This window comes from Achromobacter seleniivolatilans, from assembly GCF_030864005.1.
Lineage (GTDB): Bacteria > Pseudomonadota > Gammaproteobacteria > Burkholderiales > Burkholderiaceae_B > Achromobacter > Achromobacter seleniivolatilans.
This window is the reverse complement of sequence record NZ_CP132976.1, coordinates 6,587,920-6,613,187: the sequence shown is the minus strand read 5'-3', so window position 1 is coordinate 6,613,187 and position 25,268 is coordinate 6,587,920. Positions and strand designations below refer to the sequence as shown.

General features: G+C 61.2%; 25 protein-coding genes. 11 read left to right on the top strand and 14 right to left on the bottom strand.

What is annotated here, in order from left to right:
• Positions 1–460 precede the first annotated feature (460 nt).
• Positions 461–787 (bottom strand): hypothetical protein, encoded by a 327-nt coding sequence (locus RAS12_RS29840; RefSeq protein ID WP_306944129.1) that lies wholly within the window; start codon positions 785–787, stop codon positions 461–463.
• A gap of 126 nt (positions 788–913) precedes the next feature.
• Here RAS12_RS29840 and RAS12_RS29835 point away from each other — a divergent pair, with 126 nt between their 5' ends.
• Positions 914–1,837, top strand: a complete 924-nt coding sequence (locus tag RAS12_RS29835; RefSeq protein WP_306944127.1) for a LysR substrate-binding domain-containing protein — start codon at positions 914–916, stop codon at positions 1,835–1,837.
• Between the two features lie 154 nt (positions 1,838–1,991).
• Here RAS12_RS29835 and scpC read toward each other — a convergent pair whose 3' ends face one another.
• Positions 1,992–3,509 (bottom strand): succinyl-CoA:acetate CoA-transferase ScpC, encoded by a 1,518-nt coding sequence (scpC, locus tag RAS12_RS29830; protein ID WP_306944125.1) that lies wholly within the window; start codon positions 3,507–3,509, stop codon positions 1,992–1,994.
• A gap of 244 nt (positions 3,510–3,753) precedes the next feature.
• On the opposite strand from scpC, the gene RAS12_RS29825 reads away from it, so the two are divergent.
• Positions 3,754–4,671, top strand: coding sequence for a LysR family transcriptional regulator (locus RAS12_RS29825; protein ID WP_306944123.1), 918 nt, complete (start codon positions 3,754–3,756; stop codon positions 4,669–4,671).
• A gap of 186 nt (positions 4,672–4,857) precedes the next feature.
• Complete coding sequence (locus tag RAS12_RS29820) at positions 4,858–7,251, top strand: DUF3772 domain-containing protein (protein WP_371321232.1); 2,394 nt, start codon at positions 4,858–4,860, stop codon at positions 7,249–7,251.
• 36 nt (positions 7,252–7,287) lie between these two features.
• Here the strand turns inward: RAS12_RS29820 and RAS12_RS29815 are convergent, their stop codons facing one another.
• From RAS12_RS29815 to RAS12_RS29805, 3 genes are all read right to left on the bottom strand, one after another.
• Positions 7,288–7,986 (bottom strand): hypothetical protein, encoded by a 699-nt coding sequence (locus tag RAS12_RS29815; protein WP_306944120.1) that lies wholly within the window; start codon positions 7,984–7,986, stop codon positions 7,288–7,290.
• Positions 7,987–8,030: 44 nt separating this feature from the next.
• Positions 8,031–8,507 (bottom strand): hypothetical protein, encoded by a 477-nt coding sequence (locus RAS12_RS29810; protein ID WP_306944119.1) that lies wholly within the window; start codon positions 8,505–8,507, stop codon positions 8,031–8,033.
• Positions 8,508–8,940: 433 nt separating this feature from the next.
• The gene (locus RAS12_RS29805; RefSeq protein WP_306944117.1) at positions 8,941–9,348 is read right to left on the bottom strand and encodes a hypothetical protein; all 408 of its coding nucleotides are present in this window, start codon (positions 9,346–9,348) and stop codon (positions 8,941–8,943) included.
• A gap of 84 nt (positions 9,349–9,432) precedes the next feature.
• Here RAS12_RS29805 and RAS12_RS29800 point away from each other — a divergent pair, with 84 nt between their 5' ends.
• The gene (locus tag RAS12_RS29800; protein WP_306944115.1) at positions 9,433–9,723 is read left to right on the top strand and encodes an antibiotic biosynthesis monooxygenase family protein; all 291 of its coding nucleotides are present in this window, start codon (positions 9,433–9,435) and stop codon (positions 9,721–9,723) included.
• A gap of 9 nt (positions 9,724–9,732) precedes the next feature.
• Here the strand turns inward: RAS12_RS29800 and RAS12_RS29795 are convergent, their stop codons facing one another.
• The 5 genes from RAS12_RS29795 to RAS12_RS29775 all read right to left on the bottom strand — a co-directional run bounded on the left by RAS12_RS29795 (position 9,733) and on the right by RAS12_RS29775 (position 14,021).
• Positions 9,733–10,086: a nucleotide pyrophosphohydrolase gene (locus RAS12_RS29795; protein ID WP_306944113.1), complete on the bottom strand. Its 354-nt coding sequence runs from the start codon at positions 10,084–10,086 to the stop codon at positions 9,733–9,735.
• 26 nt (positions 10,087–10,112) lie between these two features.
• The gene (locus RAS12_RS29790) at positions 10,113–10,733 is read right to left on the bottom strand and encodes a 3'-5' exonuclease (protein WP_371321231.1); all 621 of its coding nucleotides are present in this window, start codon (positions 10,731–10,733) and stop codon (positions 10,113–10,115) included.
• Positions 10,734–10,736: 3 nt separating this feature from the next.
• A complete protein-coding gene (locus RAS12_RS29785; protein ID WP_306944111.1) occupies positions 10,737–10,961 on the bottom strand; it encodes a DUF1653 domain-containing protein in 225 nt (74 codons plus the stop codon).
• Positions 10,962–11,074: 113 nt separating this feature from the next.
• Positions 11,075–12,559: a methyl-accepting chemotaxis protein gene (locus tag RAS12_RS29780; RefSeq protein WP_306944110.1), complete on the bottom strand. Its 1,485-nt coding sequence runs from the start codon at positions 12,557–12,559 to the stop codon at positions 11,075–11,077.
• Between the two features lie 379 nt (positions 12,560–12,938).
• The gene (locus RAS12_RS29775) at positions 12,939–14,021 is read right to left on the bottom strand and encodes a GlxA family transcriptional regulator (RefSeq protein WP_306944108.1); all 1,083 of its coding nucleotides are present in this window, start codon (positions 14,019–14,021) and stop codon (positions 12,939–12,941) included.
• A 142-nt stretch (positions 14,022–14,163) separates the two neighbouring features.
• Here RAS12_RS29775 and RAS12_RS29770 point away from each other — a divergent pair, with 142 nt between their 5' ends.
• The 5 genes from RAS12_RS29770 to RAS12_RS29750 are packed head-to-tail and all read left to right on the top strand — an operon-like array spanning position 14,164 to position 18,980.
• Complete coding sequence (locus RAS12_RS29770; RefSeq protein ID WP_306944106.1) at positions 14,164–15,216, top strand: ABC transporter substrate-binding protein; 1,053 nt, start codon at positions 14,164–14,166, stop codon at positions 15,214–15,216.
• Positions 15,217–15,230: 14 nt separating this feature from the next.
• Positions 15,231–16,283, top strand: coding sequence for an ABC transporter ATP-binding protein (locus tag RAS12_RS29765; RefSeq protein WP_306944104.1), 1,053 nt, complete (start codon positions 15,231–15,233; stop codon positions 16,281–16,283).
• Complete coding sequence (locus RAS12_RS29760) at positions 16,280–17,128, top strand: ABC transporter permease (protein WP_306944102.1); 849 nt, start codon at positions 16,280–16,282, stop codon at positions 17,126–17,128. The genes RAS12_RS29765 and RAS12_RS29760 overlap by 4 nt, the downstream gene beginning before the upstream one ends.
• Positions 17,125–17,916, top strand: coding sequence for an ABC transporter permease (locus RAS12_RS29755; protein WP_306944100.1), 792 nt, complete (start codon positions 17,125–17,127; stop codon positions 17,914–17,916). Before RAS12_RS29760 ends, RAS12_RS29755 begins: the two co-directional genes overlap by 4 nt.
• A gap of 50 nt (positions 17,917–17,966) precedes the next feature.
• Positions 17,967–18,980: a proline racemase family protein gene (locus tag RAS12_RS29750; RefSeq protein WP_306944098.1), complete on the top strand. Its 1,014-nt coding sequence runs from the start codon at positions 17,967–17,969 to the stop codon at positions 18,978–18,980.
• A 61-nt stretch (positions 18,981–19,041) separates the two neighbouring features.
• Here the strand turns inward: RAS12_RS29750 and RAS12_RS29745 are convergent, their stop codons facing one another.
• Genes RAS12_RS29745 through RAS12_RS29730 form a run of 4 tightly spaced genes read right to left on the bottom strand, consistent with a single transcriptional unit; the run spans position 19,042 to position 23,345 of the window.
• Positions 19,042–20,646 (bottom strand): GMC family oxidoreductase, encoded by a 1,605-nt coding sequence (locus RAS12_RS29745; RefSeq protein ID WP_306944096.1) that lies wholly within the window; start codon positions 20,644–20,646, stop codon positions 19,042–19,044.
• A 35-nt stretch (positions 20,647–20,681) separates the two neighbouring features.
• Entirely contained in the window at positions 20,682–21,485 is an 804-nt protein-coding gene (locus RAS12_RS29740; protein WP_306944094.1) for a shikimate dehydrogenase family protein, read from the bottom strand.
• A 15-nt stretch (positions 21,486–21,500) separates the two neighbouring features.
• Positions 21,501–22,487, bottom strand: a complete 987-nt coding sequence (locus RAS12_RS29735; protein ID WP_306944092.1) for a transketolase family protein — start codon at positions 22,485–22,487, stop codon at positions 21,501–21,503.
• Positions 22,488–23,345 carry a transketolase gene (locus RAS12_RS29730; protein WP_306944090.1) on the bottom strand — a complete coding sequence of 286 codons (858 nt, stop codon included), beginning with the start codon at positions 23,343–23,345 and terminating at the stop codon, positions 22,488–22,490.
• Positions 23,346–23,470: 125 nt separating this feature from the next.
• Here RAS12_RS29730 and RAS12_RS29725 point away from each other — a divergent pair, with 125 nt between their 5' ends.
• Together RAS12_RS29725 and RAS12_RS29720 are read left to right on the top strand one after the other, a co-directional pair.
• Positions 23,471–24,175, top strand: a complete 705-nt coding sequence (locus RAS12_RS29725; RefSeq protein WP_306944089.1) for a GntR family transcriptional regulator — start codon at positions 23,471–23,473, stop codon at positions 24,173–24,175.
• Positions 24,176–24,184: 9 nt separating this feature from the next.
• On the top strand, positions 24,185–25,255 hold the full coding sequence (locus RAS12_RS29720; RefSeq protein WP_306944087.1) for a glycerol dehydrogenase: 1,071 nt from the start codon (positions 24,185–24,187) through the stop codon (positions 25,253–25,255).
• Positions 25,256–25,268 lie beyond the last annotated feature (13 nt).

Here is a 25,268-nt window from a genome sequence, read left to right as displayed (position 1 = left end):
CCAGCCAAGCCCAAGACTATAGCACGATTTTTGCAGATAGTGCAACTGGCTTTTGCCTGATTTGCATCCATCCTTGCAACAACCGCGGCGTGCTCATCGCTGAGTACTGTGCGGCAGATTCGCTGGTGAGCCCGTATCGGGCAACGCCTTCAAACCTGTTGTGCCTTGCTTGGCTTCGCGGTTCAGAACTGCTTGAACTGCGAAGGAGCGAGACTATAGCACAAATTTTTGGCTTGTCATGCGCTGGAAGCAATAAGGTGGACCTGTCCTGCCATGTGCCGAGGCTTCGTTGCCCTCCTCTATATATAGAGAGGGAAAAAGTAGGCACCTGCTCTATATATATAGCGGCTGCTATCCCCGTCTCTTTATGGCTACTGCTCTGCCAATCTCGAAGGCAGAACGTCCGAGCATTCCCTGCAGGACTCTGGGCGGCGCAAACGCCCTTGCCTCCATCAGCGATTTACCACCGCATGTAATCTGCCTTGCGCAGATTGCCAAGGTCTCGATTCACGTGGCTTTCATTGACGAGCCACGTGGGAGCGCCTACGTCTTTCAGCATGTGGGCATCCAATTCAGTAGCCAGGTTGCGCAGACAAGCCTCGGCGCGCCTCTTCTTATACGCGCGCCAGATCTTGGCAATGATGCCGGCGGGCGCGGTAGGTTGCGGCTGCACTTCTTGAACGGCAGCGGGCGAAGATGCCGAAGTAGGTAGGGAAGACGTCTTCTGCGACGCTTGCCAAGCGGGCTGGAAAGGCGGGGAAGACGAGCTGCAAGTATGGGCGGACATAAGGAACTCCTTTGGCTTTGACGTTTTGGTAAGCGTAGCCGCCCAACTTGCGGGTGAAAATCGAATTGTTTTCGCTATATCGGTAAGCTAGACTAACCAATACCCTTTCTGACCAAGCCGCCATCCATGCGATTACCCCTGAATACCCTGCCCGCCTTTCGCGCCGTTGCCGAATTGCAGAACCTGCGCGCGGCGGCAGAGCGCTTGCACCTGACCCACAGCGCAGTCAGCCAGCAGATCAAGGGGCTAGAGGAACAGTTGGGATTCCCGCTGTTTGAACGTAGCGGCCGGGGAATCGTGTTGAATAGTGCTGGCGCGGCATTGCTTTGCAGCGTACAAAGCGCGCTGGCAATACTGGATGAAGGCGTAATGGCCGCATCGGCCGCGGCGACTGGCAGCGAACAGCGCCTGCGCGTGTCGGTGCTTCCGTCGTTTGCGCAACGCTGGCTGTTGCCGCGCATGGCCCGGTGGCGGACACAGAATCCCGGGATGTCTCTGGAAATCGAGACATCCCAGCAAGTCGTGGATCTGGTGCGCGACGGTTTTCATGCCGCACTGCGGTTTGGGCGGGGACCGTGGGCGGGCGTCGAGTCCGAACCCTTGTTCGACATGCCGCTGCCGCTGATCGCACTGGCATCGCCCGAAACAGCAGCGACGCTAGAGGATGATTCTCCTGAAACGCTGGCGCGCCAGCCCTTGTTGGGTGAGCGCGATATGTGGCAGCACTGGTTCAACGCCGCCGGCTTGCGCACATCCATCATGCCCGTTGCCACCTTCAATGATGCGGGGATGATGCTTCAGGCCGCCGAGCAGGGCTTGGGAATCACATTGGGCAGGGAGCTGCTGGCGGCGGACGCCATTTGCGCGGGACGGTTGGTCCGGGTGTCGCCTATGCGCGTGCACTACGATCAGGCGCAAACCTACCATCTTGTTTACCCGCCTAGCTTGCGCGATTGGACGCCGTTGGTGGCGCTAAAGAAATGGCTGCGGGACGAATTGGAATTGTCACGCCGCAATCTGGTCACGCCGGGTTCGGACCTGGACGCTTAATCACTGAACAAAAAAAAGGTAAAGCAGCTTTCGCTCCTTTACCTCTACCAAAACACGGCGCCCGGCGGTATCCACCTACCCGCAAGTCAGGATTCGCTTCGCTCGAATGGCCTGGCAGGCGCCGTGGCGGCGGCAGTCAATTTTGGCCTCGCCGTCAGGCTGCCTTACGGGCCGCTGGCTTTGCGGGCTGCATTGAGTCCGTTTCGTTGAATCGCTGATGCCAGGAGAACGCCTCTTCAATCAGGTGAGGCGTCTGGCCGCCGCGCTCGCAAGCGCGGTCGAAGTAGTCCTGCAAACCTTCGCGGTACGACGGATGCACGCAATGCTGAATGACTGCGCGCGCGCGTTCGCGTGGCGCCAGCCCGCGCAAATCCGCCAGCCCGCATTCGGTAACCAGCACATCGACATCGTGCTCGGTGTGATCCACATGCGACACCATCGGCACGACGCTGGAAATGTCTCCATTCTTGGCCATGGATTTAGACACGAAGATAGCCAGATGCGCGTTACGCGCGAAGTCACCCGAACCGCCGATACCGTTCATCATGTGCGTGCCGCCCACGTGCGTGGAATTCACGTTGCCGTAGATGTCGAATTCCAGTGCCGTGTTGATAGCAATGATGCCCAGACGGCGGACAAGTTCTGGCGCGTTGCTGATCTCTTGCGGACGCAAGACGATGCGCTCGCGGTAGTGCTCGATATTGGCCAGGATCTTGTCGTACACGGGCTTGGACACCGTGATGGACGAAGCCGAAGCGAACGCAAGTTTGCCTTGGTCCAGCAGTTCAATCGCGCTGTCTTGCAGCACTTCGGAGTACATCGTCAGGTTGTCGAAATCCGAAGACTCAAAGCCATGCAGGACGGCGTTGGCGATGGTGCCAATGCCGGCCTGCAAAGGCAGGAGCGCGTTCGTCAAACGGCCGGCGTCCACTTCACCCCGCAGGAATGTATTGATGTGCCCGGCAATGGCGTTGGTCTCGTCGTCGGGCGGCAAAGCGTTGGACGGGCTGTCCGGTTCATGCGTGATGACGATCGCGGCGATCTTGTCGGGGTCGACCTCGATGAAAGGCAGGCCAATGCGCTGGTCGACTGTTGTCAGGCCTATGGGCTGACGGGCCGGACGGTCCGCGGGCACGTAGATATCATGCAGACCTTCGATAGCGGCGGGCACGCTCACGTTCAATTCGATGATGATCTTGTCCGCCTGTTGCGCGAACGAAGCGGAATTTCCGACCGACATGGTGGGCACGATGGCGCCGGTTTCGGTGATAGCGGCGGCTTCGATGATAGCCACGTTGATCGGACCGATATGACCCGCGCGCAATTGCTCGACGGTTTCAGACAGATGCTGGTCAATGAAGGCGATGTCGCCTTGGTTGATCTTGCGGCGCAGCGTCGTGTCGACCTGAAACGGCATGCGGCGCGACAGCGCGTTGGCCTGGGCCAGCATCTTGTCTGTGTCATGTCCCAACGAGGCGCCGGTAATCAACGTGATGGACAGCGGCTCGCGTTCAGCGCGGCTGGCTATCGCAGCCGGCACAGACTTACAGTCCCCAGCCCGTGTAAAACCGCTCATTCCAACGGTCATGCCGTCTTGAACCAGCAAAGCCGCCTGGGCAGCGGACGTGATTTTGGCGCGCAGCCCAGGATGGCGGATTCGGTCGAGATGCATGGTGTCTCCAAATTTAAAGTCCAACGGCTTGCGGCCGGGCGCGGCAATACGGCCAGAGCACCCGGGCGCCGTCTGACGCGGCGTTTCCCGATATCCCAGCGCTGGCGCAGGCCAGCCCAGGGATGAATTTTCGGCAGTATAGGAACGCCCGCCCAAATCTCGTAATGACTTAAAATCATTCAAACCAGTCGTTTTTTTCATCGTTTGCCCTTCCGGCGCGTAATGCGCCCAGGAACCCGCCCCCATGGACGTGCGCGCCCTGCGTTATTTTGTGGAAACTGTCCGGCACGCCAGCTTTACGCAGGCGGCCAAGACGCTGTTCGTCACGCAGTCCACCGTCAGCAAAATGATTCGCCAATTGGAAGAGGAGGCGGGTACACCGCTGTTGATCCGCGACGGCCATACCGCTCGCCCTACGGATACCGGCCGTGTCATGTATCAGCGAGGTCTGCAAGTGCTGGAGACGATGCGCCAGCTCTCCGAGGAACTGCGGCAGACAGCCGACCTGCACCGCGGCGCGCTGGAAGTGGGCATTCCGCCGATGATCAATTTGCTATTCACACCAGTGGTGAAGCGATTTCGCGAACTTCATCCGGGGATTCACCTGACGCTGCGTGAAGGAACGGGCCAGGCCGTTGAAGGGCTGGTCGCCACCGGCGAACTGGAAATAGGCGCCACCATCTTGCCAATCGCGCCCGATGGCGGTCTGGCCGCGCAGGCATTTGGCAGCTATCCGATCTGGGTTATCGGCCCGCCCGACGCCCCTTGGGCAGGCAAGACCTCATTGCCCTTGAGCGCCTTGCGCGACACTCGGCTACTGATTCCCACGGATGATTTTGCGATGACCCGCCGTTTGCGCCAGGCTTTTGCCGACGCGGGTATCCAGCCAGGCATCGCGGCACAAAGCGCACACTGGGACTTTCTGGTCGCCATGGCGTCCGCAGGACTGGGCGTTGCGCTGCTGCCCGAACCCTTGATGCAGCGCATGAAGACGCGCGGCTTAAGCACCGCGAAACTAGCCAAGTCCGGCCTGCAATGGGAGGTTGGCCATATCTGGCTGCAAACCGGCTATTTGTCCTTTGCCGCGCGCGCGTGGCTGGACGTGTGCGACGCCGTCCTGGGCAAGCCCAAAAGGGCGCGCTCGGGTCTGAATGCGGCCTAAGATGATTCCAAACGTTGGGCTCGTAAACGTTGATTTCGGTCCCTCTAGCCCCACCCTGATCCGCCAGCCCAACGAGTCTTGCAAATAACCAGGGACAGGTCGTCATTTTTGTTGCAACGCCTGCGGCGGCACCTTGTTATGCTGCCGCCTTCACTCGAGCAAATCGCTCAAGAAATGACCCTGACAATGCCCCCCTTGCTGAAACACGTCCGCCGCATTCGAACACCCGATTTCGCGGCGTTCATTGCTGCATTGTTCTTGGCGCTCTGTCTGATGCCCGCGTTTGCGGCGGCGCCTCCCAGCCCTTCGGAGACCGAAGCAACACTGGCGGCCGCCCGCAAGCAAATTGACGATATGCGCAAGCGCGTCGCCGATCAGACCGACGACGCAACCCTGGTCAAACAACGCAATGACGCTTTGGACATACAGTCCAAGGCTGATGCGGCCAGTGAAGCGCTGACGCCGCAACTGGCTAGCGTTACTGCCCGACTGAGCGAACTGGGCACTCCGCCCGAGGGTGCCAAGGAGGCGCCCGACGTCGCGGCGCAACGCATGCAACTGGAGAAAAACAGCCGGGCGCTGGACGCGCAGATCAAACTGGCCCGGTTGTTGTCCGTCGATGCCGCCCAAACTGCGGAGCAGATCTCGGCGTTACGGCGGACGCAGTTCAAAGCCAGGCTGGGCGAGCGCAGAGATTCGTTTCTGTCCGGCCAGTTCTGGACCGAATTTAACGAAGAGTTTCCCAGCGACCTGGAACGCCTCGGCGCGCTGCGCGACGAGTTGACGACTGCTGTCGGGCAAACGCCCAAATGGGGTTGGTTCCTGCTGGCGGCCGCCGCCGCGTTGGTCATTGCAGCGCGGGTAGCCATAGGCAGGGTGTTGCTGAGGGTGACCGCGACGCGCGTTCCGCCCGGCCGTTTGCGCCGCTCGTTTCTTGCCGTGGCGCTTTTGGTCCTGTCGGTCGCCACCCCCGGCCTGATCGCTTTGCTGATTCAAACCGGCCTGGACTGGAATTCGCAACTGTCGGACAACACTGCCGCGTTGCTGACGACCCTGGTCGCCACCGTCTGTTTTGGGGGGTATGTATCTGGCCTGGGCAATGCGCTGCTATCCACGAATCGCCCTTCGTGGAGGCTGCCGCCTATCAGCGATGCAGTCGCCACGCGCTTGCGCTGGCTGCCGGGCATGCTCGGCGTGCTGGTGGTGATGATCTGGCTGGCGGAACGCCTTCCGGTGTTGCTGAACGCCAGTCTGACGACCACGATTACGCTGACCGGGATTGTCGCCGTATTGCTGATGGCGACAATGGGCGTGGTGCTGGCTATCGGCCGCAGGCTGCGACGCCAAAGCATTCAGGAAAATGATGCGCCCGTGCCCTTCTGGATATCCCTGCTGCTGGGCGCGGTGTGGACGGTATTGATTATTAGCCTGGCCAGCCTGCTGGCGGGCTACGTGGCGTTCGGCAGTTTCATGGCCAAGCAGGTGCTGTGGGTGCTGATTGTGCTGGCATCCGCGTATTTGGTCTCGACGCTGATCGAAGACGGTTTCAGCACACTGCTGGGCACTTCGCACCGCGATACCGGCGAGAACGAAAAACCCAGTATGCGGGACCAGGCGGCGGTATTGCTGTCTGGTATGGGCCGCGTCGCCGTGGCTTTGCTGGCCATCATCCTGCTGCTGGCGCCGTTTGGCGAAGGGCCGATGGATCTGCTGCAACGCTTTGACCAATTGCGCAAAGGCCTGGCAATTGGCGAGGCGCAGATACGCCCCGGTGCTGTGTTGCAAGCGTTGCTGGTGCTGGCCTTGTCATTGCTGAGCGTAAAGGTGCTCAAGCGCTGGCTGTCGAATCGGTATCTGCCGACCACGGAATTGGACCCGGGCATGCAGTTGTCCGCCGCCACGTTGTTTGGATACGCGGGAGTAGTCCTGGCCGTCGCCCTATCGCTTTCCGCGGCGGGCATTGGCCTGGAACGTGTGGCGTGGATTGCCAGCGCGCTGTCAGTGGGGATTGGTTTTGGCTTGCAAGCCGTTGTGCAGAACTTTGTGTCGGGCCTGATCCTGCTGGCCGAGCGCCCCGTCAAAGTGGGTGACTGGGTATCGCTGGGCGGTGTGGAAGGCGACATCCTGCGCATCAATGTGCGTGCGACTGAAATCCAGATGGGAGACCGGTCGACGGTGATCGTGCCGAACTCGGAGTTCGTGACAAAGACGGTGCGCAACGTGACGCGATCAAATCCGCTGGGTCTGGTTCAGATCAAGCTGCCCATGCCTTTGTCCACGGACGCGGAACAGGTCCGCGAACTGATGTTGCAGGCTTTTGCCGACCACGAAGACGTGCTGGACACGCCCGCGCCCAATGTGTTTTTGGACGGCATTGATAACGGTCACTTGATCTTCAACGCCAAGGGCTACGTCTCGTCGCCACGGGCCGCTTACGGCGTGCGCAGCGCATTGCTGTTCACGGTACTCAAACGGTTGAACGACGCAGCGCTGGAAGTATCCTCGCCCCCCACAATGCTGTTGGCCTCGGCTCCACAGGCGGCAGCGCCCATCGGGGCGTTGCCCCCCGCCGCGACTTAGGCGCTGCATCCCCTCATTGCCGGCCATGATCCAGCCTTAACCCGGCGAGTACAGGTCAGCGAATTTCTGCCGGTCAAGCCGCGGGTTGCGCAACGGCGGCGAGGTCAAGGCCGCGGTCTGCGCGGCCTGTACCGGATACGCCTGCACGAGGGGCGCCGAGGCTGGAGCCTGGGACTGCATGACAAGCGGCGCCGGTGCGCTGCCGGCCGTCGATGTGGGTGCGGCTTGAGCTACCGCCGTGGTGTCAAAACGATGATCCGCTGTCGTCAAGGCGGGGTTGGTACACAGTCCTTGCGCAACCAGCGCGGCCTTGGTGCGGTCGTCGGTTTGGCAGAGTATGTCGATCGCCGCAGTTTCCAGACGACGCGAACGGTCAGCGTCTTTGGTCGACGCTGCGGCTTGCATGGTGCGCTCAAAGTTTCGGCGCAAGCTGCACTTCTGATCTTCGATCGGAATCGCGATATTCATGCCGAAGCCCACCACGGAACCGCCTCCGCCAGCGGACACCATGCAGCTGTCCGACGAGAACGATCCATAGAAACTTTGGCCGCCCACCGGGGGCACTGTGCGCACGGTGCTGGAACCGCTATTGTTGGAATTCAGCGTAATGCCCTGGTTGTTGCCCGCATTGGTGGACCCGGACGATGACGTTGTCGAAGAGCTGGAATTACTGGTTTGCGCGGTAGCCGAGAAGGCTGCCATCGACAGGGAAATAGCAAGCAGAATGGTCTTCATGGTGTCCCCTCGCCCGGACGGCCGAAGCCGTCCGGATAACTGGCTCAGTGATTGAAGCCGCCGATGTGGCCCACAGAGCCCACACCGCTGATCGAGCCGAATGCGCCAATGTTTCCAGCCACGAACGTCCCCGTCGCAGAGGCTGTCGTGTCCGTTTTGCCGAACGATGCGCCGCCGTTGGCAATGCTGTCGCCGACCATGATGGGCGCATTGCCCGTTACGTGGCCGTACGACTCGCTAGTGGCATATTGCCGCGTGCTGGTCGTGACCTGAGTGCCGTCGCGGTTGAAGCTCCCGCTGACCTGCGCGACCCCGCCCGTTTCGCCAAACGATGTCTGGGTGGAAGACCCGTAACCGTTGATCTGGGTCGCCACCACAGAGCTGCCCGTGGAAATTGATGTCGCCGTGCCATTGATCGTGCCGGCGTGACCCGTGAGCGACACGGTCGGCACGCTCGGGCCCGATGCATAGGCCGTTGCTGCGAACAATGACATGGCTGCGACTATTGCGAGCTTTTTCATTTGAGCTCCTCCTGATCCGCGAAGCGGATTCACAGGTACCGGTGGCCGACCGGCACGGACCGCTGCATTCCATTCCTTGCGCTGACTGAGAAGTCAGGTGTGGGACTTAAGTAGTGGTACGGAATGATTGCGCCGTCCTAAGCATGTCGATATCGGCCTTACGGGCGACCGCAACTTTGTGCATGAGACCGACCTGTAAAACATGAGGACAAATAGACGAGTATTTGGCATCCGGCCATGCGTATGGCCGATGGAAAAAGCATGAAATGGACGCCCCCCCCGGGCCAGTCTCGGCTGTATGGATGGGCTGATACGCGTCGGGTTCGCGCAACTTGGCTACCCCTCACGTCGTTGGACGTGGAGCCGATAACCTTTGGGCTTTACGTTGGATTGCCTGCGCCTAAAGGCCCATCGCGAAGGGTTGTGCGCGCAATCAGCGACGGACCAAGATGCTAGCGAGGAGTTGTGCAGATTCGCGCCTGGCCAACATCACATCGCCGGCCACCAGCAGCAACAAGAAGCCGCATTCCGCCAAATCCAGATCGGCCAGGACGTGATAGCTGGCCATCAAGGCAATGCCCAGTATGCCGGCAAGCCAGGCTGGCCAAGCGGGCGGCAGTCCCTTGACGGGCGAACCCGCGCTTCGGCTCCAGCACAACCACGCCATCAGCGGCAAGCAAAGCATCGACAAGGGAATGTAGATGGCAATGGCGGACAGCAGCACCACAACGCTGAATTGCGTGTGCAAGACCAGGGCCAATAGGGCAATTGCGCCAACGCCCACGTACCAAAGCAGGCGAACGGCTAGCAGACGAGTCAGTGTGACGGCTCGGGGATTCATCGGACGGGCTGAAATTAGAATTTTCAGCCATACTACTCCGGCCGGTAGGCCCCTACCCGACCCCATTTATTTGGAGACCCAGTCATGATCCAGGAAATTGCCAGCATTCATGTCCGCGAAGGGCAAGAAGCGCTGTTCGAGGCAGGCGTCGCGCAGGCCAAGCCGTTGTTTTTGCGGGCTCGTGGTTGCCATGGAATGGAGCTGTACCGCAGCATTGAGCAGCCGCAGCGCTACACGCTGGTTGTTGACTGGGAAACCGTGGAAAACCATATGGTGGATTTCCGTGAATCCCCTGATTTCCAGGAGTGGCGCAAGCTCGTGGCGGGCTTTTTCGTCGAGCCGCCACAGGTCCATCACGAACAGAAAATCATCTGAGACGTAACGCTAGGCCGGCGGGTCGTTGTATTTGCGTGCACTACCGCGAAACTGATCCGCCGGATATTTCTGGGCATTCTTGACCATCTTGTTGGCGACGGCGTCGGCAATGCCGATGCCCAATTGGTCCGCCAACGCCACCAGATACATCTGCACATCGGCGATCTCGTCCGCGGCATCCGCCAACTGTTCGGGCGTCAGGCTGCGCGATTGCGCTTCGGTCAGCCACTGAAACAGCGACACCAGTTCGCCGGTCTCTCCTGCCAGCGCCATTGCCAGATTCTTCGGCGAATGAAACGGCTGCCACGCCCGTTCTGCGGTGAAATTCCGCACCGCGATCTTGATCTGTTCCAGGTCGGACATGTCAGCTTCCAGAAAACAGCCCCGCGTTATTCGGCAGCCAGACGCGAACCAGCCGCCAGTGCAACGGCCACGGTGGTCCGCACATCGGCCAGCGCTCGGTGGGTGGGATTGGACGCGCCCACATGACGCGCCAGGATGTCGAGTTTGTGTGAGGGCAGCTCTGGCCACGCCCGGCGCGCCAATGCCAACGTGCAATGAGTGGCATTGGCAAACGGCATCCCGGTTTGATCTGCCGTCGCCCCCAAAAAGCGCCGGTCAAAAGACGCATTGTGGAAAAACACGGGCAGATCTTCAACAAATTCCAGAAAAGATGAGAACGCCTGCACGACGGGCACGCCATGACGGTCGATCTCGGCCTGCGTAATGCCGGTCAGCCGGGTAATGAAGGATGGCACAGGGGAGCGCGTACGCACCACTTGCGTGTATTCACGCGTGAGCGTGCCCGAGGGTTCAACCCTGACCGCCGCAAATTCCAGAATCTCGCACGTGGCGGTCGACAAGCCTGTTGTTTCCAAGTCGGCCACGATAAACGGGCCGCGCAAGGCCTCCAGCGCGGAGACCAGCGCCGCCGAGGCCTGCGTCCGGTTGGCTACAGTACGTGTAGCTGTTGCGCCGCCCGTGCGCGGCCGCCGGTTGTAGAACGTCACGTCTTACTCTGCCGGGTGCAACGGCGCGAAACGGGGGGAGCCGTCGGCGAGCTGGCCAAAGAACAATTCAGCCGGGCGGACCCAGAGGCCACGCGGATGAGGCCACAGGTGTTCATAGACCACCATCGATTCTTCGGTTTCAGAATGACGGGCCGTGCCCACATAGCGGTACAGACCACCTTTGTAGTGGCGGTGTGAGGCGAGAGTCAGCGCTTCAGATTCGGTCATGGACGGGTGCCGCAAATAACGCGGCCTGGGCAGGAAGCTTCCGGCCCAGGCCTTGGGGTTCAGACAATACCGTCTTTATAGCGCACTCGTGCGGATCGGCGCCCGCCCGGCTATCAGTACCGCACGTACTCCAGCACGGGCTTGGGCGGCAGCGGAGTATTCGCCGCCGGCCTGGCCCGGACCGTCGCTGCCACTGGCATGACGACGCTGGCGTGCCGGTGATTCAGCCGCGCGGCCTGCGCATCAGAGGCTTCCTGGGTCGCGCGCAGGGTCTGCGCCGCCTCGGCAGTCATCTGGGTGATGTCTTCGGTGACGTCGCCCAACTTGGCCGATTGCACCAGCGAAACGTCCACGACTTCCGCCATGATTTCCGTCACGCGGCGCGATGAGGCGACGATGTCCTCCATGGTCACGCCCGCCGATTGAACCTGCACCGCCCCGCTCTCAATCTGCTCCACCGACATGGTGATCAGACCTTTGATTTCTTTGGCGGCTGACGCGCTGCTTTGCGCCAAACTGCGGACTTCGGCTGCAACCACCGCAAAACCTTTGCCATGCGTGCCCGCGCGCGCCGCTTCCACGGCAGCGTTAAGCGCCAGAATGTTGGTCTGAAAGGCGATGTTATCCATGACGCCGATGATGTCGGATATGCGCCGCGAACTCTCTGTGATGGCGGCCATGGTCTTCACCACGCCCTGCACCGTCTTGCCGCCCTGCTCCGCGGTCTTGCTGGCGTCTAGCGCCAAGGTGTTTGCCTGGCCTGCGCGTTCGGCATTTTCCGTCAGCCCCTGCACCGCCACCCGTAGCGTCTGCGCAGCCATGAAGCGCTTGGTGATGTCCGTGGCATATTTAACGACTTTGAATGGCCGGCCCTCAGCGTCGAAGATGGGGTTATAGCTGGCGTCAATCCACACCTGCCTGCCCCCCTTGCCGATGCGCAGATACTGACCCGTGTCATATTCACCGCTGCGCAACTTTCGCCAGAACTCTTTATACGCCGCCCCCCGCGCCTCCTCCGGCCTGACAAACATACTGTGATGCTGGCCCACGACCTCACTGGCGTGGTATCCCACCGCATTCAAGAACAGGTCATTGGCGCGAATGATGGTGCCGTCCAGCTCGAACTCGATAATCGCCTGCACTTTGGAAATAGCCGACAACTGCCCCTCCAAGTCCGCCTGGCGCTGCTGCTGTTCTGTAATGTCAGTGGCGTACTTGACCACTTTGACCAGCCGCCCGCGCTTGTCGAAGATCGGGTTGTACGAAGCCTGCAGCCAGACATCGGTGCCATCTTTGCGGACCCGGCGGTAACGCCCGGCATCATGCGCGCCCTGGCCCAGCTTGCGCCAAAAGGCAGCGTAGGTCTCGGATTCACGCTCTTCAGGATTGATAAACATGCAGTGGTGCTGCCCCTGGACCTCTTCCAGGGAATAACCCATGGTGTCCAGGAAATTCTGATTGGCCATTAGCACATGGCCTTCAAGATCAAATTCGATCACAGCTTGGGCTTTATGGATGGCCGCAATCTGGCCATACAGGTCCGCTTTCTGCATTCCGCGCTCTGCACGGAAAAGGCGGTTCAGGGTGATCCATTGCATGTGGCGTCTCCTGCCAGGGATGGGACGGGTGTGCTGACTTCGATCGGCAAGCGAACTATTTGAATCAGTACTATTTGGCGCGTCCCAAAAAAGGCAGTGCACGCCGCGCCGCATGCACCCACTACCTGATGTCCGTTTCCGCCTAGGCCACGGCAGGTGCTGGATCTGTGTCTGTTGATGAATGTATCCAGTCGAAAAGATTTAATCCTAAAAACCTGACGTTCTCAATATTTTGGACACGGAATTACATAAAAAAATCGGGCAACAACAGTTTTTTATTATCTGTCCCGAATATTTTTTACCCACGCCGAAATCGCGACGAATCCCCCATCAGGGTTAATACGAGGCAGCGCGATTAAACGGTGCGCAAGGCAGAAGGCTAGACCGGTAATACATCGACGCCGCCTTCTTGCCCTGCGGTCTGCTGGCCTCTGGCCTGTTGATACTGCCGTGGAGATAATCCGAAATGCGCGCGGAAGTCGCGCGAGAAATGGGCGCCATCCGCAAAGCCGCAGTCCAAGGCAATCTGCGTAATGCTGCAAGGATTATTCAGCAACAGCCAGCTGCCGTACTCCAGCCGCAATTGACGCTGAAAAGCCATGGGCGACATGCCGGTGGCCAGACGAAACGCGCGTTCAAGCTGCCGCCTCCCCACTCCGACATAACGGGCAATCGCGTCCAGCGGCGGCGGGTTGTCAATCCGCTGCTCGATATAGTGCGCGGCCTGGCGCACCCGCAGATCCTGAATACCGGACAAGTCGGTGCGGAAATGCGCCTGCGGCACCCGCCCCGGGCGCACGCCTTGCAGCATCATGTGCCGCATCGCCTGCTGCGCTTTGTCGCGCCCGCAATGCCGGGCAACCAGATACAGCGCCAGATCGATCGCGGCCGTGGAGCCCGCGCAGGAAATCAGATCGCCTTCATCCACAAACAATCGGTCCACCACCGCCCTCGTCTGCGGGAAGCGCTCGCGAAACGTGTCCAGCACATTCCAATGCACGCAGACGGTACGCGGCCCGATCACATCGGCCTGCGCCAAGGCAAAGGTGCCCGTGCAGATGCCGAGCAGGCGCACCCGCTGCGCCGCTGCCAGCCGCAGCCAGTCGCGCAAGGGCTCGGGCATACGGCCAGTGATGTAGTCGTTTCCGCCGCAAACGGCCACGTAATCGAATTGAGTGGGATCGTCGGGCAGGCTGTCGGCAACATCGATCGTCAGACCAGCGCTTGAGCAACGCGGTTTGCCGTCCCAGCTCATGACCCGCCAGGCTGTGTGAATCTGACGGCTGCGCCCGCCGTGGTCGCCCGCCAGACGCAACACATCGACCAAACCCGCGAAGGCTGCCAGCGTGAATTGGTCCAGCAGCACAATACCGACGGTCAGCGCGGGTTTCCCCGGGGGTGGGCCAAGCGTGTCGTCTTCATAGGAGGACGGCGGAAAAGCGGCGGGCGTATCGAAGGTCATGACGCAATTATTCAAGTTTATGTCCCGCGTCTTCAAGCTCGTTTTCCCTGGGATCACCCAAGATGCAGTTGTGGCACCGTCCCAGAGGCCTCAATCTGGGGACTACCGGGACGGGCCGACAAATCTACAAGGGGAATCCGACATGGCAACACATACCCGCAGCGCAGTTCGCGCCGCCTTGCTGGGAGCTGGCCTGCTGATGGCAACTCAGGCGCTGGCGCAGCAACAGAAGATCACCGTCGCCTGGTATGGCGGCAACTGGGGCGACGCCTTCCGTGTATGCGTCGCCGAGCCCTACACCAAGGCCACGGGTGTTGCCGTGGTGCCCGAAGTCGGCACCTCCACCACCACGCTGGCCAAGTTGCAACAGCAAAAAGGCGCGCCCACAATCGACGTCGCGTGGATGGACGGCGGTATCAGCGAGCTGGCTGCGCAAGCCGGCGTGCTGGACACGCTGGAACCGGCCGCCATTCCCAACCTGAAAAACGTCATCGATCAGGGCGTGTACCGCAATGGTGACGCAGCCTACGCCGTCAGCACCGGCTATTACTCGCTGGGCATTACCTACAACACCAAGGAAGTGCCGCAGGCGCCGACCAGCTGGAAAGACTTGTGGAAGCCCGAATATGCGGGCGCCGTGGCCGTGCCCTCGCCCGCGAACTCCTCCGGCGTGCCGTTCATCTTCTTCCTGGCCCGCGTATTTGCCATTGACCCGTCCAATCTGACGCCCTTGTATGCCAAGCTCGCCACGCTGGACACCGCCTTATTCTTTGACAGCTCGGGCGCGGCCAGCAATGCCTACCAAAGCGGCGAGGCCATCATTGGCGCGCACTTCAACGTGGGAGCGTGGGACTTGATCGACAAGGGCCTGCCTATCGGCTTTGCCGTACCCAAGGAAGGCGCATGGGCAACGGACGCCCGCCTGCATCTGGTCAAGGGCGCGCCCAACAAGGCCGCAGCCCAGAAATTCATAGACACCGCGCTCACGCAAGACGCTGCCGCATGCCTGGCAACGCGCCTGTATCTGGGACCTGCCGTCAAAGATGTCGAAGTGTCCAAGGACGTGGCGCGCAAGCTGCCCTGGGGCGCTGAAGGGTCGGTCAAGAATCTGAGTCTGTTTGACTGGAACTTGATCAACAGCCGCCGCGCCGAAGTCACTGACGCGTGGAACCGCCAAGTCGCCCGCAAGCGCTAGGCCGGGGTAGAACAATGTCCGCTTTGCTCACCATCGAAGGCGTGTCGATGCGCTTTGGCGCCTACCAGGCGCTGGATCGCATCGATCTGGCGATCCAGCAGGGAGAGTTCGTGGCTCTGCTGGGCCCCAGCGGTTGCGGCAAGACCACCCTGCTGCGCTCGATCGCCGGTTTTCTCAAGCCTGAGTCGGGCCGCATCCTGATCGAAGGCCAAGATATCAGCCGCCTGGCCGCGCATCATCGTCCGCTCAACACCGTGTTCCAGAATTACGCGCTGTTCCCGCACATGACCGTGCAGGAAAACGTGGCGTATGGGCCGCGCCGTCAAGGCGCGACACGGACCGAGGCGGCCGAGCGGGCCCGTGCCGCGCTGGACATGGTGGGACTGGCGGATTTTGGACCGCGCTACCCTCGCGAAATGTCTGGCGGCCAGCAACAGCGCGTGGCGCTGGCACGTGCCATCGTGAATCAGCCCAAATTGCTTTTGCTGGACGAACCGCTGTCCGCGCTGGACTTGAAACTGCGCAAGCGTATGCAGCTGGAACTCAAGCATCTGCAAGCCAAGCTGGGCATAGCGTTCATTTTCGTCACGCATGACCAGGAAGAGGCCATGACCATGGCCGACCGCGTCGTGGTCATGCACGCCGGCCGCATCGAGCAAGTGGGCGCAGGCACGGACATCTACCGTCAACCCGCCACGCGATTCGTCGCGGAGTTCATTGGCGACGCCAATTTCATGGCCTACACGGCCGACGGCGATACGCTGCAACTAGACGCGCAAGGTCTGCGCTTACCGCTGCAAGGCAAGACGCCGCCTTCGGCACGCGGTGTTGCTGTGCTGCGGCCCGAAGACTTGAGTTTGAGCGGCGACGTTGCAGCGCCCGCGCTATCCGGCACCGTGACCGACGTTATCAACGTGGGCAGCCACAGCATGATTCACGCCGATATCGGCGGTCAGATCCTGGTGGCGCGTCACGGCGGCATTGCGCCGTCGGGTCTCGTTCCCGGTGCGCAGATCCGTCTGGCCTTTGCGCCGGAGCACCTGCATCTGATTGGTGAACAGCCATGAGCCGCCGCGCCTGGATCTCGCCCGGGCTATTGCTGGCCGCGCCCGTCCTGTTCTTTTCGGCGTTCTTCCTGGCGCCGCTGGCGGTAGTGGCGCTGGCCAGCATCACGGGCGGCGCGGATGGCGTCACCTTGACCACGCACCAGTATTTGCGCGTGCTGGCGGACCAATATCACTGGGACGTGATTCTGGTGACGTTCCGGCTGGCCTTTTTCACCACCGTGGTCTGCGTGATTCTGGGTTATCCGCTGGCCTGGTATCTGGTGCGGGTCGTGCGCTGGCAGGCCTGGCGGCGATTTTGCGTGATCTTGCTGGTGGTGCCTTTGTTCACCAGCAACATCGTGCGCGCCTTCGGCTGGATGGTGCTGCTGGGCCGCAATGGGCTGGTCAATCAGGCACTGATAGGCACGGGCGCGGCTGACCGTCCGGTGCGCTTCATCGGGACCGAGCTGGGCATTCTGATCGGCATGGTCTATGTGCTGCTGCCTTTTGTGGTGCTGGCCGTGGGCAATTCGCTGGCCCGGGTGGACCCGGCTTGCGAGCAGGCCTCCGCCGACCTGGGCGCCAGTCCCGCGTCCACGTTCTTTCACATCACCTGGCCGCTGACGCTGCCCGGCGTGGTGTCCGGCGCGATCATCGTCTTTACGCTGGCGGTCAGCGCTTACGTGACGCCTGCCTTGCTGTCCGGCGGACGCATCACGGTGCTGTCGATGCTGATCTTTCAGCAATACAGCTCGGTATTCGACTTTCACTACGGCGGCGCGCTGAGCATGGTGCTGCTGGTATTCACCCTGATTCTGGTTGCGCTGGCGAACCGCGCCGCCGTCCTGCCTGGAGCCGCGCGATGATCGCCCGCCACCTGATCCGCCTGATCGCGCTGGCTGTGCTGGCCTACCTGGCCCTGCCGCTGGTAGTGATCATGGGTGCGTCCTTCACCGCCACGCCGTATCTGGCTTTTCCGCCGCAAGGGTGGACGCTGGATTGGTATCGCACGCTGCTGGTCGAGGCTGGGTATATGGCCGCGTTCACGACCAGCACAGTGCTGGCGCTGGCCGCGACGGTGGTTGCCGTGCTGCTGACGGTGCCTGCTGCGCTGGCGCTGGCCCGCTATGAGTTTCCCGGCAAGGCCGCGATGACGTCGGTGCTGATGTCGCCGCTCGTATTGCCCCACATTGTGTTGGGCGCAGCGCTGCTGCAATACGGGGCGTACTTCGGTTTGACGCGCAGCTTTCTGTCGCTGCTGATCGGCCATATCGTCATCATCGCGCCGTTCGTCTTGCGGTCAACGTTGACCTTGTTGACGCCAGAGCAGCGGGCGCTGGAAGAGGCGTCAGCAGATTTGGGCGCCAATCCCTGGACCACCTTCTTTCTGGTTGTGCTGCCGCAGATCCGTCCAGGCATTGTGACCGGTTCGATCTTTGCGTTCATCTCATCGTGGATCAACGTGGAGCTATCCATTTTCAACACGACGGCGGATTTGAACACCATCCCCGTCAAGCTCTTCAACTACGTGCAGTACACGATCGATCCAACCATCGCAGCCGTATCGGGCGCCACGATTGTGGTTGCGGTGATTGCCATCGTCATTCTGGACTTGACCGTCGGGCTGGACATGCTGTCCGAACGCCGCGAATAAGTCTTCCTACTCCTGGTTTTTCCTTTTCCTACTTGTCTGGAGCCACAGTCATGCGCAAGCAAGACGCGTTCGATGTCATCTATACCCATACCGAAGGCGAGCCCCTGTGCATCGTGCATAGCGGCATCCCCTACCCTGCCGGGTCCACCATTTTGGAGAAGCGGGCTTTTCTGGAGCAGAACTATGATTGGTTGCGCCGCGCCCTGATGCGTGAGCCGCGCGGCCACAAGGACATGTTCGGCGTGTTTCTGACGCCGCCGTCCAGCCCCGAGTATGACGCCGGTCTGATCTATATCGACGGCACGGAATACTCGCACATGTGCGGCCACGGCACGATTGCGGTCAGCATGGCGATGGTTGCCAATGGGCTGGTCGCTCGCGGCAAGGACGGCATCACCAAGATCCGTTTTGAAACCACCGCCGGCCTGGTTGTATCGGAAGTGGCCTCTGAAGGCGACCACGTGTTGTGGACGCGCTTTGAAAACGTGCCCGCCTATGTTGCCGCGCAGGACATCCCGGTGGAACTGCCGGGTTACGGCAAGCTGTCGGCCGACATCGTCTGGGGCGGCAATTACTTTGGCATCGTGGATTTGTCGGGCTGCGACTTGCGGATCTCGCCAGACAACGGCACTGAGCTGTCGCGCATGGGTTTGATCGTGCGTGATCAGTTGAACGCCCGCCACCGCATCCAGCATCCGACCGAGGCGCACATCAACAACCTGAACTTCATTACGTTCTGGCACCAGCCAACGATTGAAGGCGCGTTCTACAAGAACGTGCACGTGTTCAGCGCGGGGCAGCTTGACCGTTCCCCCGGAGGCACTGGCACCAGTGCCATGATGGCCATGTTTGAAGCGCGTGGAAAGATGGGGCTGAATCAACCGATCAAATCGGAAGGTCTGCTGGGCAGCGGCACATTCGAAGGTTGCCTGCTGGGCGAGGTGGATCTGAACGGCACACGCGCCGTCCGTCCCACGGTCAAAGGCACCGCCAGCATCCTGGGTACGGCTCGCTGGGTGATCGACCGTAACGACCCGGTCGGCGCGGGTTTCGTTATCCGCTAAAGGCGGCTGAAAAAAAAGCGCGTGGGGCTGACTGGCCCCACGCGCTTTTTGCAGGCCACGCTTAAGCTTGCGCTTGCGCGGCGTCTTCAAGGATCATTTCTGCGCCACGTTCAGCCACCATCATCACGGCTGCCTGCGTATTGCCAGACACCATCTTCGGCATGACGGATGCGTCGACCACGCGTAGCCCCGTCAGGCCATTCACCCGCAACCGCACGTCCGTCACGGCTGCGGCGTCCGAACCCATGCGGCAGGTGCCGATGGGATGGTAGATGGTCTGCCCATTGCGCCGGGCAAAATCCAGCCAGTCCTCATCGCTGTCCACGCCTGTGCCGGGGCTGACTTCGGCCTCTACATAACGCTGCATCGCAGGCTGTTCGACGATGCGCCGCGCCACGCGCATACCCCCGACCAAACTATCCCTGTCTACCTGTGCAGACAAGAAGTTGGGACGTATCGACGGCCCGGCCAACGGGTCGGCGGATTTGATATGAATCGTGCCCACCGATTCGGGCCGCAATTGCGCAACACCTATCGTCATGCCCGGATGCCGGTCCAGAATGCGTTCGGCGGCATTGGCGTAGCTGGCGTGCACAAAGAAGAACTGCACATCTGGCGTCGGCAAGTCCGGCGCGCTTTTGACGAAACCGTGCACCAGCCCGGTGCCCAAGGTCAGGATGCCCTTGTGATGCGTGTAATAGCGCGCCACCTGCTGCACCAGCCGCCAGCCCCGAGACATCTCGTTCAATGTCACGGCGTCTTTCACACGCCAATTCATGCGCGTGGCGAAATGGTCGATGTAGTTTTCACCGACCTGCGTTTGCGCATGCACAAGCGGAATATTGAACGACTGCAACAGGGCCGGGTTGCCAACGCCAGACAACTCCAACAGTTGCGGCGACTGCACGGCGCCCATGCAGAGTACCGTCTCGCGCCGCGCACGCACCGTATGTTCCTGGCCGTTCTTGCGATAGACGACACCCACGCAGCGCTTGCCCTCGAACACCAGCCGCGTCACATGCGCGCCGCATTCGACGCTCAGGTTCTTGCGGCCGGCTGCGGGTTTCATATAGCCGTCCACGACGCTCCAGCGCCTGCCGCGATGTTGCAGCACCTGGTAGTAGCCCACCCCTGCCTGATTGCCACTGTTGTAGTCGGCATTCAAAGGCTGACCGTCTTCTTGCGCTGCACGCAGAAAGGCGTCTGACACCGGGAAGCGTTCGGCCACTTCTTCCAGATGCATCGGCCCGTGCTTGCCGCGCGTTTCGCCCCCGGGCTCGTAGGTTTCGATCTTGCGGAACAGGCGCTCGGCCTGTGCGTAATTCCATCCCGTGGCGCCGGCGGCTTCCCAGCCGTCGTAGTCCTGCGGTTGGCCTCGAACGTAGATCATGCCGTTGATCAGCGTTGATCCGCCCACGCCTTTTCCGCGCGGCACGGCAATGGTCCGGCCGTAGACGTTGTCTTCGGGTTCGGTGGCAAAGCGCCAGTTGTAGTCTGGATTGACCAGCAGCTTGGAAAAGCCCGCCGGGATCGAGATCCACATGCTGCGCGCTTCGTGGCCGGCTTCCAGCATCAGCACGCGATGCTTGCCATCGGCGCTTAGCCGGTTGGCCAGAATGCAGCCCGCCGTGCCGCCGCCCGCGATAATGAAATCGTAGTCGCCCATCTTGTCTTCACCGGCTCCTTGTCGTCTGAACCGACCTACTTGACGGGCGTCACGCCCAGGATTTCGGCCATCAGCTCGATCTGGCAGGCCAGCATCGGCGCGCCATAGTGCACCTTGCAGCCGCGGGCTTGCGCGGCCAACAGCAGCGCTGTGTCCTTGGGCTGCATGATGACTTCGCAGACCAGTTGGTCGGACGTCAGGCGGCTAGTGTCCAACGGCAGCGCGTCGCCCTCTTTCATGCCCAGCGACGTGCCATTGACGACCAGGTCATGGCCAGACGGATCGGACGTGCCGACCGTGATCTTGGCGCCGGGATGCAGCGACAGAATCCGCGCCTTCAGATCTTCTGCCTTGGCCGGTGTGCGGTTGGCGATGGTCAGGCGTGACACGCCCGCCTGGATCAGCGCAAAACCAATGGCGTTGGCAGCGCCGCCTGCACCTGCCAGATACGCGCTCTGGCCCTGCACCGGCACGCCTGCCGTCAGCAGGCCGCGCACAAAACCTTCGCCGTCCAGCATATGCGCCACCAGACGTCCGTCGGCATCGCGGCGCACGACATTGGCGGCGCCGATTTTGCTGGCCACCGGAGTCACTTCGTCCACCAGATCCAGAATCGCGGTCTTGTGCGGCATGGTGACGATGACGCCGCCCAAATTCTCCAAACGGCGCAAGCCCTCGACCACGGCAGCCAGATTGTCCGGCCGCGCATGGAAAGGCACGCACACCCCGTCAAAGCCGATCTTGGCGAACAGCTCATTCATGCGCTGCGGCGTTTTCACGTGATGGATCGGGTCGGCCAGAATGCCGAACAGGCGCGTGTTTCCGCTGATTTCCTTCATTTTTTTCTCCGTGTCTCAAGACTTGATCAGTTCGCGCGCCACCTCGCCAATGCCTGCAGCATCCAGCTTGTAGTGGGCGTATAGCGTCGTGGGCGGCGCGATCAGGCTGTATTCATCATAAATGCCGTGACGGCGCAGGCGTGTGCCGGTGCCGGCGTCGGCCAGCACCTCGGCAACCGCCGACCCCAGCCCGCCCAGCACATTGTGTTCTTCTACCGTCATCAACAACCGCGACTGGCCGGCTGCCGCCAGCACGGCGTCGCGATCCAACGGTTTGATGGTGGGCATATCGATGACGCCCACTGACAGCCCTTCCGCGTTCAGTTGTTCGGCGGCGGCAAGCGCCGCATGCAAGGTGATGCCGCAAGCAATGATGTTCAGATCGCTGCCTTTGGAATGCACGATGGCGCGGCCGAACTCGAATGGCACGCCATCTTCGTAGACCTGAGGATCGCGGCCCCGGCCAATGCGGAAATAGATGGGTTCGGGCCAGTTCACCGATGCTTTGATGGCGGCAGCCAATTGCGGGCCGTCAGCCGGCGACACCACCGTCAACCCCGCCAGCGCCCGCATCGTGGAGATGTCTTCGGTGGCGTGGTGCGATGTGCCATAGAAACCCAGGCTGATGCCGGTATGGTGGCCGATCAGCCGGACAGGCAGCTTGGTATAGGCCACGTCCATGCGTATCTGTTCGCAGCACAAGAGGCCCAGAAAAGACGCAAAGGTCGCCACGAACGGCATCATGCCGGTTGTGGCCAGACCGGCCGCCGCCGACACCATGTTCTGTTCAGAGATGCCGAATTGAACGTAGCGGTCAGGATAGGCCTGCGCAAAGCGGTTCAGACCGTTGGAATATTGCAGGTCGGCGGAGCCCGCCACAACGGGATGCCCCGCCTGGGCCAGTTCGATCAGCGCGTCAGAAAGATAGGACAGCCCGGGGTTGATCGCATTGAGCGCGCGGTACTGCCAGGAATCGGGAGAGAGTACTTGTGCCTGTGCCATTCAGATCTCGCGGGAGAGGATTTCGTCGACGGCGCTTTGCGCGTCTTGCGGCGCCAGATAACCCAGGTGCCAGCCCGGCTCGGTTTCCATATAGGAAACGCCCTTGCCTTTGATTGTCTTGGCAATCACGCAAGCCGGTTTTTCACGGGCATCATCCGCCCGCAGACGGCGCAGCAACGCCGTCAGTTCCAGCAGGTTGTGGCCGTCGACTTCGTGGACTTCCCAGCCGAACGCCAGCCACTTTTCCTTGAGCGATTCCACGCCCATCACGTCGTCCACTTTGCCGTCCAGCTGATAGCCGTTGCGGTCAATGATGGCCACCAGGCGCGACAAGCGGTTGTGGGCTGCGAACAGGGCAGCTTCCCACACCTGCCCCTCCTGCATTTCGCCATCGCCCAGCATCACAAAGACGTTGAAGTCCCGCTGGTTCATGCGCCCGCCCACTGCCATGCCGACGCCATTGGACAGCGCATGGCCGATCGAGCCGGAACTGAAATCAATGCCAGGCACCTTGCTCATGTCGGGATGGTCGCCCAGCGGACTGCCCAGCCGGGTGTAGCCGTCCAGCAACTCGCGGTCAATGAAACCGTGATCGGCCAGCACCGGGAACAGGCCCACCGCGGCATGCCCCTTGCCCATCAGAAAGCGGTCGCGGTCCGCCCATTGCGGTTCGCCCGGCCGCAAGCGCATTACGTCGTAGTACAGCGACGCGAATATTTCGGCGCATGAGAAGACCGAGCTGTAGTGCCCGACCTTGGCGATTTCGATCAGTCTGATTGTCTCCAGCCGGATATAGCGGGCCTTTTCCCGCAGCATCCGGACCTGCTCCTCGGTGGGAGCCTCCTGGTGGTGGCGCATGGCGCGTCCTTTTCTTCGTTAGGATATATGATATATAATATACCCATTGAGCTTGAATTGGCTATGGCGGGCTAGAATTCATCCCGGATTCACCCGTTCCCTACATACAGCAAGCCCGAAACGTCATGCCCAGCCTTAAACCGGTAAAGAAAGAGAACCTCTCCGTCAGGGTCTACAACGAAATCCGCAATGCCCTTATCAATGGGCAGTACGAACCCGGCGAACGCCTGATCATCGGCGAACTGGCCCAAGAGATGGGCGTGTCCATCACGCCCGTACGCGAGGCCATCTTCCGGCTGATCAGCGAACAAGGCCTGGAAATGCAGGCGGCCACTGCGGTCTACGTGCCCTACGTCAATTCGGAAAAGCTGCGGGAAATCCAGCAGATCCGTTTTCACCTGGAAGGCATGGGCGCAGCCGAAGCGGCGCAGAACATCACGCGCAAGCAGCTGGACAACCTGATCGCCTTGCAGAAAGACTTTATTTCCTGCACCTCGACCGACCCCAAGCGCGCCAGCTACCTGAACCGCAAGTTCCACTTCGGCATTCTGGAAGCCAGCAACAAGCCCATCCTGCGCAGTACCGTGGAATCGTTCTGGGTCATCACCGGCCCGATCCTCAAGGTGTTCCACATCAAGACAGCCGGGCTGGATTACTCGCAAGACAACCACCGCCACGAAGCCGTGCTGGAAGCCCTGGAAGCACGGGATTCCGAAGCCGCGCGCAGCGCCATCCAGGCTGACCTCGTCTGGGGCGGCAAGATCATGATCGACTGGCTGGTCGAACGTGAAAAAGAACTCGACTACCGCCCCCCCGGGGCCCGCAAATAGGAAGACTTCATGCTGAAGATTTTTGGCGCTCCCTGCCGCTATATCCAGGGAGCGGGCGCGCTGGACACCCTGGGCCAGTACGCTGCCCTGTTCGGCCGCCGCGCGGCCCTTGTCATCGACAGCTACGTCCATGGCGTGCTGGGACCAAGAATCGAAGCCTTGTGCGCCGAACATCAGGTGGCGTTGACGCCGCTGATCGTTGAAGGCGACCTGACTCCTGAGCTTATTGCTGAACTGCGAGCGCAGGCGGCGCCTGCAGGTATCGACATGGTGATCGCCGTTGGCGGCGGCAAGTCGCTGGACGCGGGCAAGGCGGTGGCGAAGTCTACCCATTGCCACCTGATCACCGTGCCCACGGTGGCATCCAATGACGCCCCCACCAGCAAGAACTACGTGCTGTACGACGCCCATCACAACCTCCTGGCGGTAGAGCACATGCTGTTCAACCCCACGATCGTGCTGGTGGACACCGCCATCATCGCGACGGCGCCGGTGCACTTCTTTCGGGCCGGCCTGGGCGACGCGATCTCGAAGAAATTCGAGGCCGAGCAATGCCAGCGCAATGGCGGCAAGAACATGTACGACGGCGCCCCGCTGCTGACCGCGCAACTGATCGCCGACGGCTGCCTGCGCACCCTGCTCGCCGACGGCGCGGATGCGGTGGCGGTGGCCGGCACCGGCCAGCCCACGCCAGCGTTTGAACGCGTGGTGGAAGCCATGATTCTCATGAGCGGTCTGGGTTTTGAAAGCGGCGGTCTATCGATTGCACATGCGCTGACGCGAGGATTGCCCAAGATCGGCGGCGTGGCCAACGCGCTGCACGGCTTGCAGGTCGCCGTCGGGCTTTTGGTGCAACTGGATCTGGAACAGCGCAACGATGGCATGTTGGCCGACCTGACCCAGTGGTACGCCCAAGTCGGGCTGCCCACGACGCTGCGCGAATTAGGCGCGGCGGATGCGCCAAGCGACGCAGATCTGACATTGGCAGCGGAACTGACCCTGAAAGCCCGCCACGCCGCCAACTTCGATCACGTGCTGGACGTTGCCACGCTTGCCGGCGCGCTACGCCGCCACGCCTGATTCGGACCTGGCC

What these genes read in the sequence shown, in the direction of transcription:
- RAS12_RS29840 (WP_306944129.1), bottom strand. Translation starts at nt 787, where the DNA reads ATGTCCGCCCATACTTGCAGCTCGTCTTCCCCGCCTTTCCAGCCCGCT.
- RAS12_RS29835 (WP_306944127.1), top strand. Translation starts at nt 914, where the DNA reads ATGCGATTACCCCTGAATACCCTGCCCGCCTTTCGCGCCGTTGCCGAA.
- scpC (WP_306944125.1), bottom strand. Translation starts at nt 3,509, where the DNA reads ATGCATCTCGACCGAATCCGCCATCCTGGGCTGCGCGCCAAAATCACG.
- RAS12_RS29825 (WP_306944123.1), top strand. Translation starts at nt 3,754, where the DNA reads ATGGACGTGCGCGCCCTGCGTTATTTTGTGGAAACTGTCCGGCACGCC.
- RAS12_RS29820 (WP_371321232.1), top strand. Translation starts at nt 4,858, where the DNA reads ATGCCCCCCTTGCTGAAACACGTCCGCCGCATTCGAACACCCGATTTC.
- RAS12_RS29815 (WP_306944120.1), bottom strand. Translation starts at nt 7,986, where the DNA reads ATGAAGACCATTCTGCTTGCTATTTCCCTGTCGATGGCAGCCTTCTCG.
- RAS12_RS29810 (WP_306944119.1), bottom strand. Translation starts at nt 8,507, where the DNA reads ATGAAAAAGCTCGCAATAGTCGCAGCCATGTCATTGTTCGCAGCAACG.
- RAS12_RS29805 (WP_306944117.1), bottom strand. Translation starts at nt 9,348, where the DNA reads ATGAATCCCCGAGCCGTCACACTGACTCGTCTGCTAGCCGTTCGCCTG.
- RAS12_RS29800 (WP_306944115.1), top strand. Translation starts at nt 9,433, where the DNA reads ATGATCCAGGAAATTGCCAGCATTCATGTCCGCGAAGGGCAAGAAGCG.
- RAS12_RS29795 (WP_306944113.1), bottom strand. Translation starts at nt 10,086, where the DNA reads ATGTCCGACCTGGAACAGATCAAGATCGCGGTGCGGAATTTCACCGCA.
- RAS12_RS29785 (WP_306944111.1), bottom strand. Translation starts at nt 10,961, where the DNA reads ATGACCGAATCTGAAGCGCTGACTCTCGCCTCACACCGCCACTACAAA.
- RAS12_RS29780 (WP_306944110.1), bottom strand. Translation starts at nt 12,559, where the DNA reads ATGCAATGGATCACCCTGAACCGCCTTTTCCGTGCAGAGCGCGGAATG.
- RAS12_RS29775 (WP_306944108.1), bottom strand. Translation starts at nt 14,021, where the DNA reads ATGACCTTCGATACGCCCGCCGCTTTTCCGCCGTCCTCCTATGAAGAC.
- RAS12_RS29770 (WP_306944106.1), top strand. Translation starts at nt 14,164, where the DNA reads ATGGCAACACATACCCGCAGCGCAGTTCGCGCCGCCTTGCTGGGAGCT.
- RAS12_RS29765 (WP_306944104.1), top strand. Translation starts at nt 15,231, where the DNA reads ATGTCCGCTTTGCTCACCATCGAAGGCGTGTCGATGCGCTTTGGCGCC.
- RAS12_RS29760 (WP_306944102.1), top strand. Translation starts at nt 16,280, where the DNA reads ATGAGCCGCCGCGCCTGGATCTCGCCCGGGCTATTGCTGGCCGCGCCC.
- RAS12_RS29755 (WP_306944100.1), top strand. Translation starts at nt 17,125, where the DNA reads ATGATCGCCCGCCACCTGATCCGCCTGATCGCGCTGGCTGTGCTGGCC.
- RAS12_RS29750 (WP_306944098.1), top strand. Translation starts at nt 17,967, where the DNA reads ATGCGCAAGCAAGACGCGTTCGATGTCATCTATACCCATACCGAAGGC.
- RAS12_RS29745 (WP_306944096.1), bottom strand. Translation starts at nt 20,646, where the DNA reads ATGGGCGACTACGATTTCATTATCGCGGGCGGCGGCACGGCGGGCTGC.
- RAS12_RS29740 (WP_306944094.1), bottom strand. Translation starts at nt 21,485, where the DNA reads ATGAAGGAAATCAGCGGAAACACGCGCCTGTTCGGCATTCTGGCCGAC.
- RAS12_RS29735 (WP_306944092.1), bottom strand. Translation starts at nt 22,487, where the DNA reads ATGGCACAGGCACAAGTACTCTCTCCCGATTCCTGGCAGTACCGCGCG.
- RAS12_RS29730 (WP_306944090.1), bottom strand. Translation starts at nt 23,345, where the DNA reads ATGCGCCACCACCAGGAGGCTCCCACCGAGGAGCAGGTCCGGATGCTG.
- RAS12_RS29725 (WP_306944089.1), top strand. Translation starts at nt 23,471, where the DNA reads ATGCCCAGCCTTAAACCGGTAAAGAAAGAGAACCTCTCCGTCAGGGTC.
- RAS12_RS29720 (WP_306944087.1), top strand. Translation starts at nt 24,185, where the DNA reads ATGCTGAAGATTTTTGGCGCTCCCTGCCGCTATATCCAGGGAGCGGGC.